The sequence below is a fragment of the Pantoea sp. SGAir0183 genome (assembly GCF_043545505.1).
The window spans coordinates 2,414,497-2,428,805 of record NZ_CP028053.1; the positions used below are offsets into that span (position 1 = coordinate 2,414,497).

Annotated in this window: 19 protein-coding genes; 9 read left to right on the top strand and 10 right to left on the bottom strand. The window is 53.0% G+C overall.

Annotated features, from left to right (window positions below; genetic code table 11):
- Positions 1-14: 14 nt before the first annotated feature.
- The 3 genes from pdxH to uraH form a co-directional block, all read right to left on the bottom strand.
- A complete protein-coding gene (gene pdxH / locus C1N59_RS11200; protein ID WP_033741468.1) occupies positions 15-671 on the bottom strand; it encodes a pyridoxamine 5'-phosphate oxidase in 657 nt (218 codons plus the stop codon).
- 23 nt (positions 672-694) lie between these two features.
- On the bottom strand, positions 695-1,009 hold the full coding sequence (locus C1N59_RS11205) for an MliC family protein (protein ID WP_394549510.1): 315 nt from the start codon (positions 1,007-1,009) through the stop codon (positions 695-697).
- A gap of 275 nt (positions 1,010-1,284) precedes the next feature.
- The gene (gene uraH / locus C1N59_RS11210) at positions 1,285-1,701 is read right to left on the bottom strand and encodes a hydroxyisourate hydrolase (RefSeq protein ID WP_006119009.1); all 417 of its coding nucleotides are present in this window, start codon (positions 1,699-1,701) and stop codon (positions 1,285-1,287) included.
- A gap of 220 nt (positions 1,702-1,921) precedes the next feature.
- Here uraH and C1N59_RS11215 point away from each other — a divergent pair, with 220 nt between their 5' ends.
- The 4 genes from C1N59_RS11215 (at position 1,922) to ycgZ (ending at position 3,714) form a co-directional block, all read left to right on the top strand.
- Complete coding sequence (locus tag C1N59_RS11215) at positions 1,922-2,155, top strand: YgdI/YgdR family lipoprotein (protein ID WP_054633875.1); 234 nt, start codon at positions 1,922-1,924, stop codon at positions 2,153-2,155.
- A 31-nt stretch (positions 2,156-2,186) separates the two neighbouring features.
- Complete coding sequence (locus C1N59_RS11220) at positions 2,187-2,414, top strand: YgdI/YgdR family lipoprotein (RefSeq protein ID WP_033741210.1); 228 nt, start codon at positions 2,187-2,189, stop codon at positions 2,412-2,414.
- Positions 2,415-2,977: 563 nt separating this feature from the next.
- On the top strand, positions 2,978-3,247 hold the full coding sequence (locus tag C1N59_RS11225; protein WP_033741209.1) for a hypothetical protein: 270 nt from the start codon (positions 2,978-2,980) through the stop codon (positions 3,245-3,247).
- Positions 3,248-3,474: 227 nt separating this feature from the next.
- The gene (gene ycgZ / locus C1N59_RS11230; protein WP_033741208.1) at positions 3,475-3,714 is read left to right on the top strand and encodes a regulatory protein YcgZ; all 240 of its coding nucleotides are present in this window, start codon (positions 3,475-3,477) and stop codon (positions 3,712-3,714) included.
- 144 nt (positions 3,715-3,858) lie between these two features.
- Here ycgZ and C1N59_RS11235 read toward each other — a convergent pair whose 3' ends face one another.
- The 5 genes from C1N59_RS11235 to umuD form a co-directional block, all read right to left on the bottom strand.
- Positions 3,859-4,062, bottom strand: coding sequence for a hypothetical protein (locus C1N59_RS11235; protein ID WP_394549512.1), 204 nt, complete (start codon positions 4,060-4,062; stop codon positions 3,859-3,861).
- Positions 4,063-4,205: 143 nt separating this feature from the next.
- Entirely contained in the window at positions 4,206-4,847 is a 642-nt protein-coding gene (locus tag C1N59_RS11240) for a TetR/AcrR family transcriptional regulator (protein ID WP_375096253.1), read from the bottom strand.
- 140 nt (positions 4,848-4,987) lie between these two features.
- Positions 4,988-5,833 carry a glyoxalase III HchA gene (hchA, locus tag C1N59_RS11245; RefSeq protein ID WP_394549514.1) on the bottom strand — a complete coding sequence of 282 codons (846 nt, stop codon included), beginning with the start codon at positions 5,831-5,833 and terminating at the stop codon, positions 4,988-4,990.
- Between the two features lie 127 nt (positions 5,834-5,960).
- Positions 5,961-7,226, bottom strand: coding sequence for a translesion error-prone DNA polymerase V subunit UmuC (umuC, locus tag C1N59_RS11250; RefSeq protein ID WP_394549515.1), 1,266 nt, complete (start codon positions 7,224-7,226; stop codon positions 5,961-5,963).
- Between the two features lie 2 nt (positions 7,227-7,228).
- Positions 7,229-7,648, bottom strand: coding sequence for a translesion error-prone DNA polymerase V autoproteolytic subunit (gene umuD / locus C1N59_RS11255; protein WP_033741198.1), 420 nt, complete (start codon positions 7,646-7,648; stop codon positions 7,229-7,231).
- Between the two features lie 665 nt (positions 7,649-8,313).
- On the opposite strand from umuD, the gene C1N59_RS11260 reads away from it, so the two are divergent.
- A complete protein-coding gene (locus C1N59_RS11260; protein WP_155489647.1) occupies positions 8,314-8,601 on the top strand; it encodes a helix-turn-helix transcriptional regulator in 288 nt (95 codons plus the stop codon).
- A 213-nt stretch (positions 8,602-8,814) separates the two neighbouring features.
- Here C1N59_RS11260 and C1N59_RS11265 read toward each other — a convergent pair whose 3' ends face one another.
- Positions 8,815-9,681: a LysR family transcriptional regulator gene (locus C1N59_RS11265; RefSeq protein WP_162285647.1), complete on the bottom strand. Its 867-nt coding sequence runs from the start codon at positions 9,679-9,681 to the stop codon at positions 8,815-8,817.
- 271 nt (positions 9,682-9,952) lie between these two features.
- Here C1N59_RS11265 and bla point away from each other — a divergent pair, with 271 nt between their 5' ends.
- Together bla and C1N59_RS11275 are read left to right on the top strand one after the other, a co-directional pair.
- Complete coding sequence (gene bla / locus C1N59_RS11270) at positions 9,953-10,834, top strand: class A beta-lactamase (RefSeq protein WP_205955257.1); 882 nt, start codon at positions 9,953-9,955, stop codon at positions 10,832-10,834.
- Positions 10,835-11,062: 228 nt separating this feature from the next.
- The gene (locus tag C1N59_RS11275; RefSeq protein WP_394549516.1) at positions 11,063-11,851 is read left to right on the top strand and encodes a BPL-N domain-containing protein; all 789 of its coding nucleotides are present in this window, start codon (positions 11,063-11,065) and stop codon (positions 11,849-11,851) included.
- Positions 11,852-12,099: 248 nt separating this feature from the next.
- On the opposite strand, the gene C1N59_RS11280 is transcribed toward C1N59_RS11275, so the two are convergent.
- Positions 12,100-12,324, bottom strand: coding sequence for a hypothetical protein (locus tag C1N59_RS11280; RefSeq protein ID WP_394549517.1), 225 nt, complete (start codon positions 12,322-12,324; stop codon positions 12,100-12,102).
- 590 nt (positions 12,325-12,914) lie between these two features.
- On the opposite strand from C1N59_RS11280, the gene C1N59_RS11285 reads away from it, so the two are divergent.
- Positions 12,915-13,172, top strand: coding sequence for a biofilm development regulator YmgB/AriR family protein (locus tag C1N59_RS11285; protein ID WP_033741464.1), 258 nt, complete (start codon positions 12,915-12,917; stop codon positions 13,170-13,172).
- A gap of 237 nt (positions 13,173-13,409) precedes the next feature.
- On the top strand, positions 13,410-14,267 hold the full coding sequence (locus tag C1N59_RS11290; protein WP_039340546.1) for a manganese catalase family protein: 858 nt from the start codon (positions 13,410-13,412) through the stop codon (positions 14,265-14,267).
- Positions 14,268-14,309: the final 42 nt, after the last annotated feature.

Here is a 14,309-nt window from a genome sequence, read left to right on the forward strand (position 1 = left end):
GGGAAAGCGCAGTTTTACGGGGCGAGTCGGTCAATTTTCCAGCCGTCGTTATCCCGTTGGTAGAGGAAACGATCGTGAAGGCGATGTTCGCCCCCTTGCCAGAACTCCATGGTGTTAAATTTTACCCGATAGCCGCCCCAAAAACTGGGCAGCGGCACATCGCCCTGCTGGAATTTCTGCTTCAGTTCCAGAAACTTCGCTTCCAGCACACCACGGGCAGAAATCCGGCTGGACTGACGCGAAACCCAGGCACCGATCTGGCTGTCACGCGGGCGGCTGCTGAAATATTTCAGGACGTCCAGCGGCGACAGTTTTTCGACTTCGCCCAGCACCATGACCTGGCGCTCCAGAAAATGCCACGGGAAATGCAGCGAAATACGCGGATTGTTGGCCAGATGTTGTGCTTTACGGCTGCCGAGGTTGGTATAGAACACCATGCCCTGCTCATCATAATGCTTCAACAGCACGATACGCTGATAAGGCTGGCCTTGTTCATCGACCGTGGCTACCGTCATGGCTGTAGGATCGGGCAATTGTGCCTCGCAGGCCTGCTTTAACCAGCTTTCGAACAGCGCCAGCGGATTATCCGGCAAATCGTTACGACGCAGACCACCGCGCGTGTATTCACGACGCAGGTGGGCAATGTTTTGCAGCATTTCATTATCACTCATCATGCACACTCACTCAGATAACGTTAACCAGCCGGTTGCAGCTCGCAGTCATTCACGACGATTTTATCGTTGCGCTCAATAAAAGCACCGTTTCCTTTAGACCAGAAAACATACTGTCCGTCGCTGTAGCGGGCCCCGGAGGCAGAAACGGTTTGCATCAGCGTCAGCGGTTTGCCATCCATGATAAAGCTGACCTGATCTTTAGCGTTATCCAGGGTGACGGTGAGCGGCAAGGTGCCACAGCGATAGTGTAACGTTTCTGGCGCGGGCGACGATTTGTGCATCAGGCTGCAGCCTGACAGCATGACCATGGCAACCACAGTTAATCCTTTTCGCATCAGCGATTCTCCTGTACGTAAAGCAGGCACAACGCGCCCTGCTTTGTTCGGTATGAAGGTTCCGGCACCGGCAGGTTAACCGTTCCGGCACAGAGGGGCAATTTAACCGATGATCGCACCCGTAGCAGCAAAAGTTTTTTTGTCCGGACGTGGCAAGGTGAAGACTGCAAAGCCAGGGTTTGGTCGGGAAAACGCGACATCGCGCGGCGATGACCAGGGCGGAGGGGGCGAAAGAGACCGGCAACAACCGGGTATTCAGGCGTTGCCGGTGAGGATTAATTACCGCGATAGGTAGAATAGCCGTACGGGCTCAGCAGCAATGGAATATGGTAATGCGATTCACTTTTGTCCATGTGAAATATCACCGGAATTTCCGGGAAAAAGGACGCGTGCTGAACCTTCTGATAATAATCTCCCGTTTTAAATACAACTTTATAATCGCCCGTTTCATATTGTTTATCTGTCGGGAATAGTGCACTAATTCTGCCGTTTTTATCGGTTACCCCTGAGGAAAGCTTAACCCACTTGCCCTGTTCTTTATGTTCGAGGTCAACAGAAATACCGGGAGTCGGCGTGCCGGTCTCCAGATTTAATACGTGTACACTCAGCGGATTCTTCATCGCGGTTGTTTCTGCCGCACAAGCAACGGAACCCATTAATAACGCTGCAACTGCACCCATTTGCCATTTCATTCTCGATTCCTTTTTTTCGTTAACCTGTCAACGAGCGTAAAGGGCCGCAGACTAAATACCAAACCGCAGGCGCTAAATGTGAAATTTCTGAGAGGAATAAATACGCTTTAGCTATTCGCGCTTTTTCTGCGCAAGTGCGTTTATTGTTTCGCTCACCGCCCTGCAAAATTCTCAAAAGCGACTATGCTGTTTAATTCAAGGTCCACTTCAAGGAGATGAAATGCATACTAAATCCCTGTCAGCTGCCGTTTTGCTTGCCCTCTCTCTGGCAACGTTAGCCGGTTGTTCTTCCAACCAGTCCATTAAAACGTCAGACGGCCGTACAATAGTGACCGATGGTAAGCCTCACATTGACAGCGATACGGGGCTGGTGTCCTATCGTGACGCCCAGACAGGCAAAACCGAACAAATTAATCGCGATCAGATCAGCAATATGAGTGAACTTGATAACTAACGGACTCAATCACAGAAATAAGGTGGATAATATGAAGAAGACTCTGATTTTACCGCTGGCAGTTTTGATCGGCATGACCGCATTAACAGGTTGTACCCGCACAAGCTACGCTATTCATACCAACGATGGCCGCACTATTATCAGCGACGGTAAGCCGTCTGAATCTGATGCCGGTTTACTGGGTTATACCGATGCCAATGGTGTGAAACAGCAGATTAATAAAGCGGACGTTAAAGCCGTTTCCGAAGTGCCAAAATAACAGCGTTGCCGCCTGATCAGGGCGGCTTTTTTATTTCCTGCCGCCTCTTCATTGCTTCACCCTCTCAATATCTTTTTATCCGGAAATAACAGATCGTCGAAAACAGTGTAATAACGACTTACACGGCATGTTCATGGCTCATATATCCTTTTGTCTTTCTGACACAGGCGCTCGCCTGTTATGGCCTTTTTCATTCCCTCTCACTTTGCTTTGCGACAATACAAACACATTAGCATCTCTTTCTTATGGACATTTTATTTACAGCGTCAGGTTGCGGTCCGGAATGCCGCTGACGGCCAGGTCACCGTGTCAGGGACCTATCGTAATTTCAGGCCAGTTCGCCACTATCTAGTGGTTTAATCACTTCAATTCTGGCGGATAAAACGGGTCTGTATAAATTTTCGCTCGCTTATTAAGGTGTTAGCCTGCGGTATGAAAGTTCACTTTTTTTAATATTTTCTTTGATAGGTATCACCGAATGAAATCACACTATCGCTATTCATTCCTTTTACTAAACTAATCACTGGGTCGACGACATTCTCACTCACTCTCAGGAGGTGCATATGAATTTTCACGATGAGGCTACCGGTCATAAGATTATTGGTGAAGCTGCGGTGAACCTGGCACTACAGAATGAGGAGATCACGGTGGTTTCACTGATTCGCCAGCTCAGCACGATGGCGGACCATGAAAGCGACGATGAGCGCGTGCTCCTGATCGCCGATGCGCGTAAATGGCTGAAAAGCTTTATTAACGTGGCCACGCGCGAGCGGGCCGAACTCAACTGGATGGTAGTAACGGGCCAGGTTCCCGCCAATGTGACCGAGCATTAACGCTGACAGGTTAGTGCGATACCGCGCTTCGCGGGCGCCGGATGCGTCCGCGTTTACTGCGTGCTAACTGTCTGTATTCTCTCTGTGTCCGCTTTCCGCCCTTCTCCTTGTCCCCGCCTGAATCGCGCCGCGCACTTTTTCTGCGAAAATAGCTGTACAAGTTTTATTTTATTGTATAACTTTACGCTACTTTCAACTGACTACTTTTGAACCACCCGAGAACATCTATGCAACGCAATCATCGCTTACCGCAGAGCGCCGACGATATCTCCCGCTATTTTTCTGCGGCGGGTCTCCCTTCACAGCAGGAAATGCTGGGGCAAATCGTGGTAGATATTTTACGCGCCGGTCAGAACGTGAACCGTAAGTCTATCTGCACTAAACTGCTGCGCCGTCTTGAGCTGTCAGCCAGTCAGGAAGAAGAGCGCCTTTGCCGTGAACTGATTGGGTTGCTGTTTGGTCGTTAAGACGGCCAGTGACTGCCGTGACGGGACGGGGCATCGTTGCGAAGCCGTTGCGGCCTTTTCGCTGCTGCTGCTGGCATTATTGTTGCTGCTGTCGTTACTGTGACGTGACGGCCGTACAGGCTTCCTTGCTTCAGCCCGTCGTCATTAATGGAGTTTATGCGCTAGGATACGGATAGCCTCTTCGCAGATCTGTCGGGTCGTTTTACAGCTTGTCTGTAGACTTTGCTGGTGCAACGCACCAATAATTTCCTGCAGTGTGAGCGTTTTACCCGGCTGCAGGATGTCTGACACAACGCGCCCTAAAAGCGCGTGAATCTCTTCACCGATGTTTGCCCTGTCATGTTTCACGCATAATCCTCAAATTTTACTTTTTCTGTAACAGCAAAGTGTTTTAGAGAAGGCACACTGTGCCTGTGTCTGGCAGCCCGTGGGTGACCGGCCACCCTGCATGGATGACATAAGGGAATATTTACTTCCTAAATGAGCAAAGATTAATCCAGGATTTTCAGGGCCAGCGCAATCGTAGCCTGTTCATCGTGTACATCCGCCACCTTGCCGGTAACACGCATACCAAAGGCAATACGCAAAATCAGTCCTGCAGCCGTCTCCACATCCAGGTCGCGCCTGATGGAGCCATCATGCTGCCCTTCCTGCAAGAGTGACATCAGAAAGGCCTTATTGCGGAAGATAACCTGTGTAACCTGTTGTGACAGCTCCGCATCCAGCACCTGTAATTCAATAGCACTGCCTACGACCAGACAGCCGGTCCGCCCTTCCGTTGACCGGGAAGAATCCAGATAAAACTGGAGTAGTTCACTTAACTTTGCGCGGCCGGTCGAAAAGCGGGCCAGGCGTCCGCGCAGATCCTCGTTGCGGAGCGTGATGTAACGCTGAAAAACCAGCAGGAACAACGATCGCTTGTCCTGAAACGCTTTGTAGATACTACCGACAGAAAGCTGCATTGCCTCACTCAAATCGTTAAGCGAGGCGGCATGATATCCTTTTTGCCGGAACACGATCATCGCCTGGTCCAGAGCCTGTTCGATATCAAATTCTCTGGGCCTGCCGCGTTCTTTTTGTTTATTCGCTGTGGATTGTTGGCTGCTCATGACGACCAGTTTGAGAGGCTGCATTTCCGACATTACCCGGAAACGATAGGCAGAACGATTGTATCTCAGGCACCGGGTGCAAGTACACCCGAATCCCACCCCGGCGCATCGTCTGCACAAAGTGCGGTGCAGGCGATGCCGTGGTGGGATAAAAAGCAGGCCGATCAGGCGTTGGCTTTAAGCAGCTCGTCTGCCGCCAGTTTACCGAGCGCGTTCGCCGCAAAGGGACTGTCGCCCGTCAGTACCCGGCGATCTTTATGCACGGTCCCTTTAATATCGCTGTTCACCAGCGTCAGTCCCATGGCCTGAAGTTTCTCCCCAAAGAACCAGGTTAACTGTCCCGGCATGTAGCCGATATCCGGTGTTTGTTTGTCGGTCGCATCGGGGAAGGCGCAAATTTTATAGCCATTAAGCGGATTGTCGCCTTTGTCCAGAGCAAGAAAGGCAGCCGGGCCATGGCACAGCGAAATCAGGTGACGATCGTTGGCCAGCGTCCAGCGGATCACCTCAGCGACGGCTTCACTTTCGGGCAGCCCTATCAGCGCGCCGTGACCGCCCGGAATAAAGACGCCTGCGTACTCTGACCGGGGCGTCAGTGACTGAACGACAGCGTTCAGCGTCAGCGGGGAACGAAACAGCGACAGGCAGTGATTGTAAAAGCCAATGACCACCTCATCCTGCTGGGGCATCGCCCAGTGTTCAAACTTCACCATCTGCCCGGACAACGTCGCCACATCAAACTGGAAACCGGCCTGATACAGGTGATACATCGGAAGCAGCGTTTCAATCGGATGGTTACCGGTGGAAAACAGGGTGTCGTTATCAAGCGGCAGATAGCGCTCGTCGGTGCAGATCACCAGGACCTTTTTATTCCCTGAATACGGCTGGGGATAGTCGGCATCACCGAGATCAGATGTGGGACGGGTGAACTGGTCAAGTGAGTAGGCAGAAGGAAAAAAGGCGTGATGTTCGGCCCGATCTGCCACCGGCGATTTACTGAGTTCTGACATGACAAAGCTCTCCTTAAGGGGATGGATACCTGTTTTAGCCTAGACCACAACGCCAGATTTAAACCGAGCGGCAGCCCAAACGGCCCCCTTATAAGAGCATTCTGTTGCTGTCATCCCTGCCCGCGCCTTACTTCACCACCGGCAGATCGCTGATGCGCGTGGTATAAGCTGGCGACAGCATTTCGCGCTTCATCGCCCAGCGCTTTTCTGTCCCCTGTCCGGCGAACCACATTTTCCCCTTGCCCGCTTTGTGGATCTGATCGATAACCTGCATCAGATCGTTACGGCCCGGGTTGACCGGTCGCTCATCAAACAAATCCAATTGAGTCACACCGTGGTCAAAGAAGTCGCTCAGGACAACGCCCGCTTTGATATAGCGGTGGCCCGCGATCCAGATGTAGTCCAGCATGTCGGTCGCCACCCGGATAATGTCGCGCGTATCGTGCGACGGCGTCAGTAACTGACCAGTGGCCTGATTACCGTAAAAGTTTTCACCAACGGCATGGGGGCTGGTGCGCAGAAACACCCCGATTTGTCGGCAGTACTGTTTTTCTTTCCGCAGTTTTTCGGCGGCACGTTCGGCATAGGTACAGACTGCCTCACGCACCTGTGCATAGTCTGAAAGACGGCTACTGAAAGAACGTGAGCACATGATCTGCTGTTTGGTGGGTTCGAGGGCTTCTAAATCCTGACAGGGTTCACCGCATAATTCTCTGACCGTGCGTTCCAGCACCACGCTGAAATTCTTACGAATCAGGCTGGGACGCTGACGCGCCAGGTCTGCGGCCGAGGTTATCCCCATCTCCTCAAGCCGCTGGCTGAGACGGCGGCCAACGCCCCAGATATCCTTGACCGGCACCTTCGCCAGCAGTTTTTGCTGGCGCACCGGATCGGACAGATCGACCACACCGTTGGTGTAGCCTGCCCATTTTTTGGCCGCAAAATTCGCCAGCTTCGCCAGCGTCTTGGTAGGGGCAATCCCGACACAGACGTTAAGATGAATTTCTTTTTTGATGCGTTTTTTAATCTGGTGCCCCAGGGTATCAAGCGACATGCAGTGGCTGACGCCGGTTAAATCCAGAAAGGCCTCATCAATCGAATAAATTTCTACCGACGGGGCCATTTCCTCCAGTAGCGTCATGACCCGGGTGCTCATATCCGCATACAGCGCATAGTTAGAGCTAAAGACCTGCACGTTATGGCGGGCAATGATTTCTCGCATTTTAAAAAACGGCACGGCCATGGTGACGCCAAGGGCTTTGGCTTCGGCATTACGCGCAATCACACAGCCATCGTTGTTAGAGAGCACAATAATGGGCTTGCCCTTGAGATCCGGTCGAAACACCGTTTCACAGGAGGCATAAAAATTGTTCACATCAACCAGCGCAAACATGATTAATAAACCGACTTGATCACATAGGTCACAACGCCAAACACTTCGAGCGCGTCTTCTGTGCTAATCACAATGGGTTTGAACTGACGGTTCATTGGCATCAGTTGCAGGCAGGGCTGAAGCTGAAGCCGCTTGACGGTAAATTCGCCCTCAATCGCGGCCACCACAATATCGCCATGAGAAGCCACCAGTGCGCTGTCCACCACCAGCATATCGCCGTCGTTAATGCCCGCTCCGGACATCGATTCTCCACTGACGCGCACAAAGTATGTCGAACTGGGATGCTGAACGATGAGCTTGTTCAAATCAATCCGCTGCTCAACGTAGTCCTGCGCCGGAGACGGAAAACCGCACGGCACCCGCTCGACAAACAGCGGTAATTGCAAAGGCGTGCTCACTTTTGCTGGCCTGATAAATTCCATATTCACCTCTCACGCCAAATTACTGTATATAATTACAGTAATCGCGATCCGCCAGTGCGATCAAGCGAAACCGGAGAGGTTTATGTAAACCAGTTGATGTGGATGGATATTTTTTTCTGCCCTTTTCACCGCCTTATGACAGGCCTGTGCAGCCATTAACCGTACCGGTTGTTTTTTCGCCGGCGCATGCAGAATTCTTCTCTTCGCTGAACGGATGTTTAAAAAGCACGGAACGCTGCCCGTTAGCGGCGCGTATTTATTCGCCGCACAACCCGGGCGGAAATAATGCTGACAGCGTTAGCAACATCAATCGGCTAAGCGTACAAGCGGCGCGTAGACGATAACGGAAATAAACAACCGCCTGACCGTGCATAGTGATAAAAATAGCCCTAAGCAAGTCCGAAAAAGGCGTCAAAATAGCAGGCGATAAACGGGGTCTGATTTGCCAGCGCTGTTTCACGCTGCACGCTCGCCCTTTATGACGGGAAAATCACTACAGCCAATCTTTTTTGCAAAAATGAAGACAGGATCGCCAGATACAACGTTCATCTTTTGTGATGTGAACGTGTCTCATCCGGATTAAAAATAATAATAATCATATAGTTAAAAAAAAATAAGATAACGTGAAATGATTTATACTGTGATATCCAACACGTTTGCCTATCATGCCTGCATTACCGCCAAACACGGCTATCACCGTGGCATTGAAAAAAGCATTGAGAGGCAGAATAAAAATGGAATTGAAAAGTACACAGGGAAAAAAGGTCTATTTAACCGAGCAGGAACTTTCTTTAAGCTGGCTTTTTATGACCGGTATGACGGTTAACCAGATCGCGTACCAGATGGCTTCACCTGTACACGTCATCTATTATCTTAAGCAAAAAATCATGCAGAAAGTAGGCGTGAGAAATAACAGTGAGTTTATCCTCTGGCTGATTCATCTCAGAAAATAAAAAACGTCGCGCTGTTTTGCCCGCATGGCAGGATAATACGTTGCCTCCGCCCGTGTGATGAATACGCACAATGTCCGCGCAGGCATCATCGGTTAACCCTGCGCCGTCATCATGCCGGGATAACGTCACCGCGCGCCTGACTCGCCCTGCGCTTTCCGCCGGCAACCGTAACCTGAGCGGCGTGTGGGGCGCATGGGCTTGTGACCGATCCGGTCAGCCATTTACCTGCTGCCTTATCCATTCGCGAAATATCTCCATCGATGGCGTCAGCGTTTTTGATCGCAGCCAGGTTAACCAGTAGCCACCGACATCAATCTCAATGTCAAAAGGCCGCACCAGGATGCCCGCCTCCAGCTCCCGCTGAAACATGCAGACCGGCACCAGCGCGACACCGCCCGTCTGAACCGCTGCCTCGACCATCAGCCGCGAGGAGTCGAAAACCGGACCAGTCATTCTGGGGGGCGTGATATTTGCCGCAGTGAACCAGTTGCCCCACTCATCCGCGCGATAAGAACGCAGCAGCGTTTCCCGTAACAGATCGCCGGGCTGCTGCAGCCGACGGGCGATATCCGGCCGGCAAAGCGCAGTCAGCGGTGCGGTAAACAGCGGTTCGTTGTGCGTTGCAGGCCAGGCCCCCGTCCCAAAGCGAATAGCATAATCGATGCCTTCGCCCGCCAGATTCACGACGTTATTATGGGTGCGCACGTTCACTTCCAGCGCAGGATGCTGCTGATGAAAGGCATCCAGACGCGGCAGCAGCCAGCCCAGCGCAAAGGTCCCGACACAGGCGAGGGTCATCACTTCGCGGTATTCACCCCCTTCAAACCGGCGCCAGGCTTTTTCAAGCTGGGTGAACGCCTCGGACACCTCGGCAAACAGCAGCCGGGACTCATCCGTCATCTCCAGTCCACGCGGTAAGCGCCGAAATAACGTCACGCCCAGCCGCTCTTCAAGTAGCCTGACCTGCTGGCTCACGGCCGCCTGCGAGACGAAAAGTGCCATACCTGCGTGAGTAAAATTCAGGTACCGGGCCGAAGCATAAAAGGCCCGGAGTGCATTAAGCGGAACATCATTTTTCATTGTTAACCCCAGAAATTCTTTTGGCTTCTCTCAAATTATCTCGCTTGTCGATAATTTGAAATCCCTTACTCTCTCCCTCGTCACACTTTTGACAGGCGATATGTCCCGCAATAACTCGACCTTCGTGTCATAACGGGGGCATCAGGTGGCAGAAACTGACATAAGTTTCACGAGGGGCGCATTTTACACGTTTCGCTCAGCACGCCCCGCTTCCTGAGGCGGTGAGGTGCCGGGCATGTCTGAATGCAGATACACATTAACGGAGGTTTATATGGCTACGGCTCCCCGGCTGCGCATCTGTGCAGCGGCAACCCTACTGGCGCTGGCAGTCCCTTTTGTCGCCGAGGCCCATTTCAATGACGCATTGTTAGCGCAACCTGTCCGGCAGCTGGAACATGCCGCAGGCGGACGCTTAGGCGTGGCGGCGATCGACACCGGTGATGGTTCTGTTTTTACTTATCGTGGTAACGAACGTTTTCCCCTTTGCAGCACCAGTAAAGTCTTTACGGTGGCGGCCATTCTGAAGAAAGCGGAAACCGCACAAGGCCTGCTGAATGAAAACATCGCGATTCGTCACGCCGACCTGGTGAATTACAACCCCGTGACCGAAAAACAGGTGGGCGGCACGATGACCGTGGCAGAACTCAGTGCGGCGGCCTTGCAATACAGCGACAACGCGGCGATGAATAAACTGCTGACGCGCCTTGGCGGGCCGCATGCCGTGACCGCCTTCGCCCGCAGCATCGGCGATAACACGTTTCGTCTCGATCGAACCGAGCCCACGCTTAATACCGCTATTCCGGGTGATACACGTGATACAACGTCACCGACAGCGATGGCGCAGAGCCTGCAAAAACTGGTTTTAGGCACGGCGCTGGCACCTGCTCAACGCCAGCAGTTAGCCGACTGGATGAAGGGCAATACAACCGGCACCTACAGCATACGTGCGGGTCTGCCTGCTGACTGGGTGGTCGCGGATAAAACCGGCAGCGGTGATTACGGCACCACCAACGACATCGCCGTGATCTGGCCACCGCATCATGCCCCGCTGGTGCTGGTGACCTACTACACGCAGACCGACAAACACGCGGCCTCGCGTAAGGATGTGCTGGCCAGCGCCGCAAAAATTATCGCCTCAGGTTATGAAAACTAAGCGACCGTAACGGCGTTAACACGTGATATGGCCTGTCTGTACGGGCTGTATCACGCCGCTGAAAAGGTTTGTCAGGTCAATAAACCCGTTGACAGGCATCCGTCACTTCCCTAAATTGAGCGCTTGCTCAAGTCACCGGTTTACCGCCAGCACGCCTGCCTGAGCACAGGCGACTGGCCGGGATTACGCCGTGCATACCCACGTTATTTAACCGACAGGAAATAACCTATGAGGCTGGCTTATCATGCAATCCTTCGCCCCCGTAACGGAAGACTGACCGCCCTGCTGCTTGCCTTAAGCCTGATGCCCGGCGCAGTGCTGGCTGTCCCGCCGCCGCTGAACATCGCCGTTTATCGCGGCGCGGCAGGATGTGACGGCTGTTCGGAAATGGTGGTGAAATCGCTCCACGGCCTCACCCGGCCGGTTCGCACAACGTACATCGGCGAGCATGAAACGCTCAGGCTGACGGCACAGAACCTGCGTCAGTTTGATCTCTATATTCAGCCTGGCGGCGGTCAGGATATTCCCGCGGCTTATGCCGCACTGGGAGAGGAAGGCGTCCGGGCTATTCGACAGTTTGTTCGCAGCGGCAAGGGGTTCTTGGGCCTTTGCATGGGGGCCTACCTGGCAGACAGTCAGTGGCTGGGGCTGATTAGCTCACCGCTGGAATCGGAAGTGGGCCGTCCAGGCTCGGGCATTGCTGATGAGGGCGATTACACGATTCGCGTTGACTGGCAGCGTCAGCCAACGCGGTTCTATTATCAGGACGGTCCGTACCTTGAGGGCAATCAAGCCCGGGATGGTTTTACCCCTCTGGCCTTTTACCGGAATGGTGACGTCGCTATCGCCCACTATACGTATGGAAAAGGCACGGTTGTGTTAACCGGACCGCATCCGGAAGCCGACGAGAGCTGGATGGGCCAGGCAGACGGCGGTAAAGACGGCGTTGACACCACGCCCCAGGCAAAAATGTCCCGCCTGTTGGCCGGGTTTGATAACACCCACCGCGTGCCTTAAGCCCGCACTGCGTGAGTGTCCGTGGCCGGGCGGCGTGGCCCTGTCGTGACGGTGCCGCTTTTCCTGTACGCGATGTGAGCGGCATCCGGCTCGCTGCGTAGCTGTCTGTCGTGAATATAACCGGGAGATCCGGCTGGCGGACAGCTGACGCTCACGTTCCTTAATCCGCCCTGCGCCCGCCAGGTCGCCGTGCCTGACGGCTGGCACGTGAAGGCAATCAGCGTCGCGCATCCCGTCAGGCAGGGAGATTACACGGTGCTGTCGGCCTCCAGCGCATCCTGAATCGCATCCGCCAGATTGGCAATTTCGTTTGCCACGGCCTGCAAATCCCAGGTTGCTTTAGAGCCATTCGCTGACGTCGAGGCGCTGACTGACTCTTTTGCCACTGCCAGCGCCGCCGCAACGGCGACCGTACGTTTGTGTTGTTCCTGCGTCATGCCCGCGGGCGGCAGTGAAAAATAGTCGTTAACCATTATCATGTCCTTGTGATTCAAGAGGCGTAAACCTTAACGCCCTGCGCGTTCATAAGAAAGTAAATTATGACCACGGCTCCCGACAGATTCACACGGCGCTTCCAGGCAACGCGCCCGCCCCGGCCTGTTTGCAGAGTTCACCTGCCAGACGCGGTTCCCCGTCTGCGCTCAGGGGTTATTAACCTGCCATGTCGACGTTGCCGCCAGGAAGGACGCCGCCGCACACAGCACGCGTGACAGTGATCCGTTCCCGCGTCGCCTGTACAATCCGGCCCGTTCAGAAAAGCCATCTTGTACAAGGTTGTACAACTTTCCAAAGAGGCGCCGCACAGAGGAGCATCCTCAATAACCCCTTAAAAATCAACAGAAAATGTTAATATTTTTAGATTTTATGTTGCAATAAGCGCCGAAAAGTCATCCGACCACTTAAAATTTTATACAAAAAATTGTACAATCTTGGTTTTTTTGTATAACTTTACGGCGTGATGTTAAGTCACTTGTAACGAAAGGTGCTTTGCACCGCATCTGAAGGTGAGTGGATTTCCACCTTCAGATGCAAAATTTTTCCTTCTAACGATTTTGAGGCCATGATGCAAACGACAACGAATACTGAGTCTCAGATTTCAGACTATTTCATGAACGCGGGTGCCCATTTCACCAGCGAAAAAGATGTGATTGCCGAAACCTGGTCAGAGCTTGCTGCCTATAAGGCTCACGTTTCTGAAAAAGACATCGTGCTGGGTTTGATCCACAAACTCGAATGTGAAACCGATGTGACCATGCAGGATATCTATCGTCAGGCCCTGGAGATTGTGCTTCAGCGTACGCCGGGCGATGTCCGTTTTTGATAAGTTGTGATGAAACGCTAATTAGCATGGATGCTTTGCCTTCCCTAAAAATTCGCCCCTGATTCAGGGGCTTTTTTTTTATTTTTTTTCAGCTTACCTCGCCTCTCCTTTCGCGGTAAATCAACAGGTTAAACGCAGCGGCGATGAAGAAAACCTACCTCGCTGCGCTTTATTTCTCTGGCATTCATGACCAGGCTTTTGGCTGTTGATCGATTCCTCACTAACCAGGAGATAACCATGTTTCATCACTCATCAAAGCTGCAGTACCCCGTGCGAGTAGAGAAACCCGATCCTGAATTCGCCATGTTACTCCAGCAAGCCATTGGTGGCGTGGAAGGCGAAATACGTGTGGCAATGCAGTACTTCTTCCAGGCCATGGGCGCACGCGGCGATGCGCGAATCAAAGATCTTCTTATCTCTACGGCAACTGAAGAACTGAGCCATATTGAGATGCTGGGCCATGCGGTGGCCCTCAACCTGGAGGGCGCGCCCCTTTCTTATCAGGAAGCCTCGGCAAAAGATCCCGTGGTGAATGCGATTCTCGGCGGAATGAATCCCCGTCATATCCTGTCATCAGGGCTGGCTGCCCTGCCGGTGAATGCGAACGGCATGCCTTTTGACATGAGCCATATTTACGCGTCCGGCAATGTGGCGGCCGATATGCTGGCAAACGTGACGGCTGAAGCCACAGGCCGGGTACTGGCGACGCGCCTGTACAATCTGACTGAGGATAAAGGCATGAAGGATTTCCTGTCTTTCCTGATTGCCCGCGACACGATGCACCAGCAGCAGTGGCTGGCGGTAATCGAAGATTTAGGCGGCCTGGATGCGTCGCTGCCCATCCCGGACAGTTTCCCACAGGAAGGGGAAGCGCAGGAACATGCTTACTACTGCCTGAATACCTCACTGGATAAACCGTTGCCGAAAGGCCGCTGGAGTGAAGGCCCCTCCTTCGACGGTCGCGGTGAGTTTAGCGCGAAAGAGCAGCCGGATATTTTAGGAGAAGAGCCGCTGCTGGGGAATGCCCGCCCCGGTTCCGGTGCTCAGCAGGCACAAATCGAAGGCGGCGTTCCGCCACTGAAAAAGGGATTGTGATGATCTGAAGGGCCACCGGCCCTTCTTTTTTTGCCCGCCGGT

Bases quoted from the DNA above. Each gene is read 5' to 3' on its own strand.
- pdxH (WP_033741468.1), bottom strand. From the start codon at position 671: ATGAGTGATAATGAAATGCTGCAAAACATTGCCCACCTGCGTCGTGAA.
- C1N59_RS11205 (WP_394549510.1), bottom strand. From the start codon at position 1,009: ATGCGAAAAGGATTAACTGTGGTTGCCATGGTCATGCTGTCAGGCTGC.
- uraH (WP_006119009.1), bottom strand. From the start codon at position 1,701: ATGAAATGGCAAATGGGTGCAGTTGCAGCGTTATTAATGGGTTCCGTT.
- C1N59_RS11215 (WP_054633875.1), top strand. From the start codon at position 1,922: ATGCATACTAAATCCCTGTCAGCTGCCGTTTTGCTTGCCCTCTCTCTG.
- C1N59_RS11220 (WP_033741210.1), top strand. From the start codon at position 2,187: ATGAAGAAGACTCTGATTTTACCGCTGGCAGTTTTGATCGGCATGACC.
- C1N59_RS11225 (WP_033741209.1), top strand. From the start codon at position 2,978: ATGAATTTTCACGATGAGGCTACCGGTCATAAGATTATTGGTGAAGCT.
- ycgZ (WP_033741208.1), top strand. From the start codon at position 3,475: ATGCAACGCAATCATCGCTTACCGCAGAGCGCCGACGATATCTCCCGC.
- C1N59_RS11240 (WP_375096253.1), bottom strand. From the start codon at position 4,847: ATGCAGCCTCTCAAACTGGTCGTCATGAGCAGCCAACAATCCACAGCG.
- hchA (WP_394549514.1), bottom strand. From the start codon at position 5,833: ATGTCAGAACTCAGTAAATCGCCGGTGGCAGATCGGGCCGAACATCAC.
- umuC (WP_394549515.1), bottom strand. From the start codon at position 7,226: ATGTTTGCGCTGGTTGATGTGAACAATTTTTATGCCTCCTGTGAAACG.
- umuD (WP_033741198.1), bottom strand. From the start codon at position 7,648: ATGGAATTTATCAGGCCAGCAAAAGTGAGCACGCCTTTGCAATTACCG.
- C1N59_RS11260 (WP_155489647.1), top strand. From the start codon at position 8,314: ATGCCTGCATTACCGCCAAACACGGCTATCACCGTGGCATTGAAAAAA.
- C1N59_RS11265 (WP_162285647.1), bottom strand. From the start codon at position 9,681: ATGAAAAATGATGTTCCGCTTAATGCACTCCGGGCCTTTTATGCTTCG.
- bla (WP_205955257.1), top strand. From the start codon at position 9,953: ATGGCTACGGCTCCCCGGCTGCGCATCTGTGCAGCGGCAACCCTACTG.
- C1N59_RS11275 (WP_394549516.1), top strand. From the start codon at position 11,063: ATGAGGCTGGCTTATCATGCAATCCTTCGCCCCCGTAACGGAAGACTG.
- C1N59_RS11280 (WP_394549517.1), bottom strand. From the start codon at position 12,324: ATGGTTAACGACTATTTTTCACTGCCGCCCGCGGGCATGACGCAGGAA.
- C1N59_RS11285 (WP_033741464.1), top strand. From the start codon at position 12,915: ATGCAAACGACAACGAATACTGAGTCTCAGATTTCAGACTATTTCATG.
- C1N59_RS11290 (WP_039340546.1), top strand. From the start codon at position 13,410: ATGTTTCATCACTCATCAAAGCTGCAGTACCCCGTGCGAGTAGAGAAA.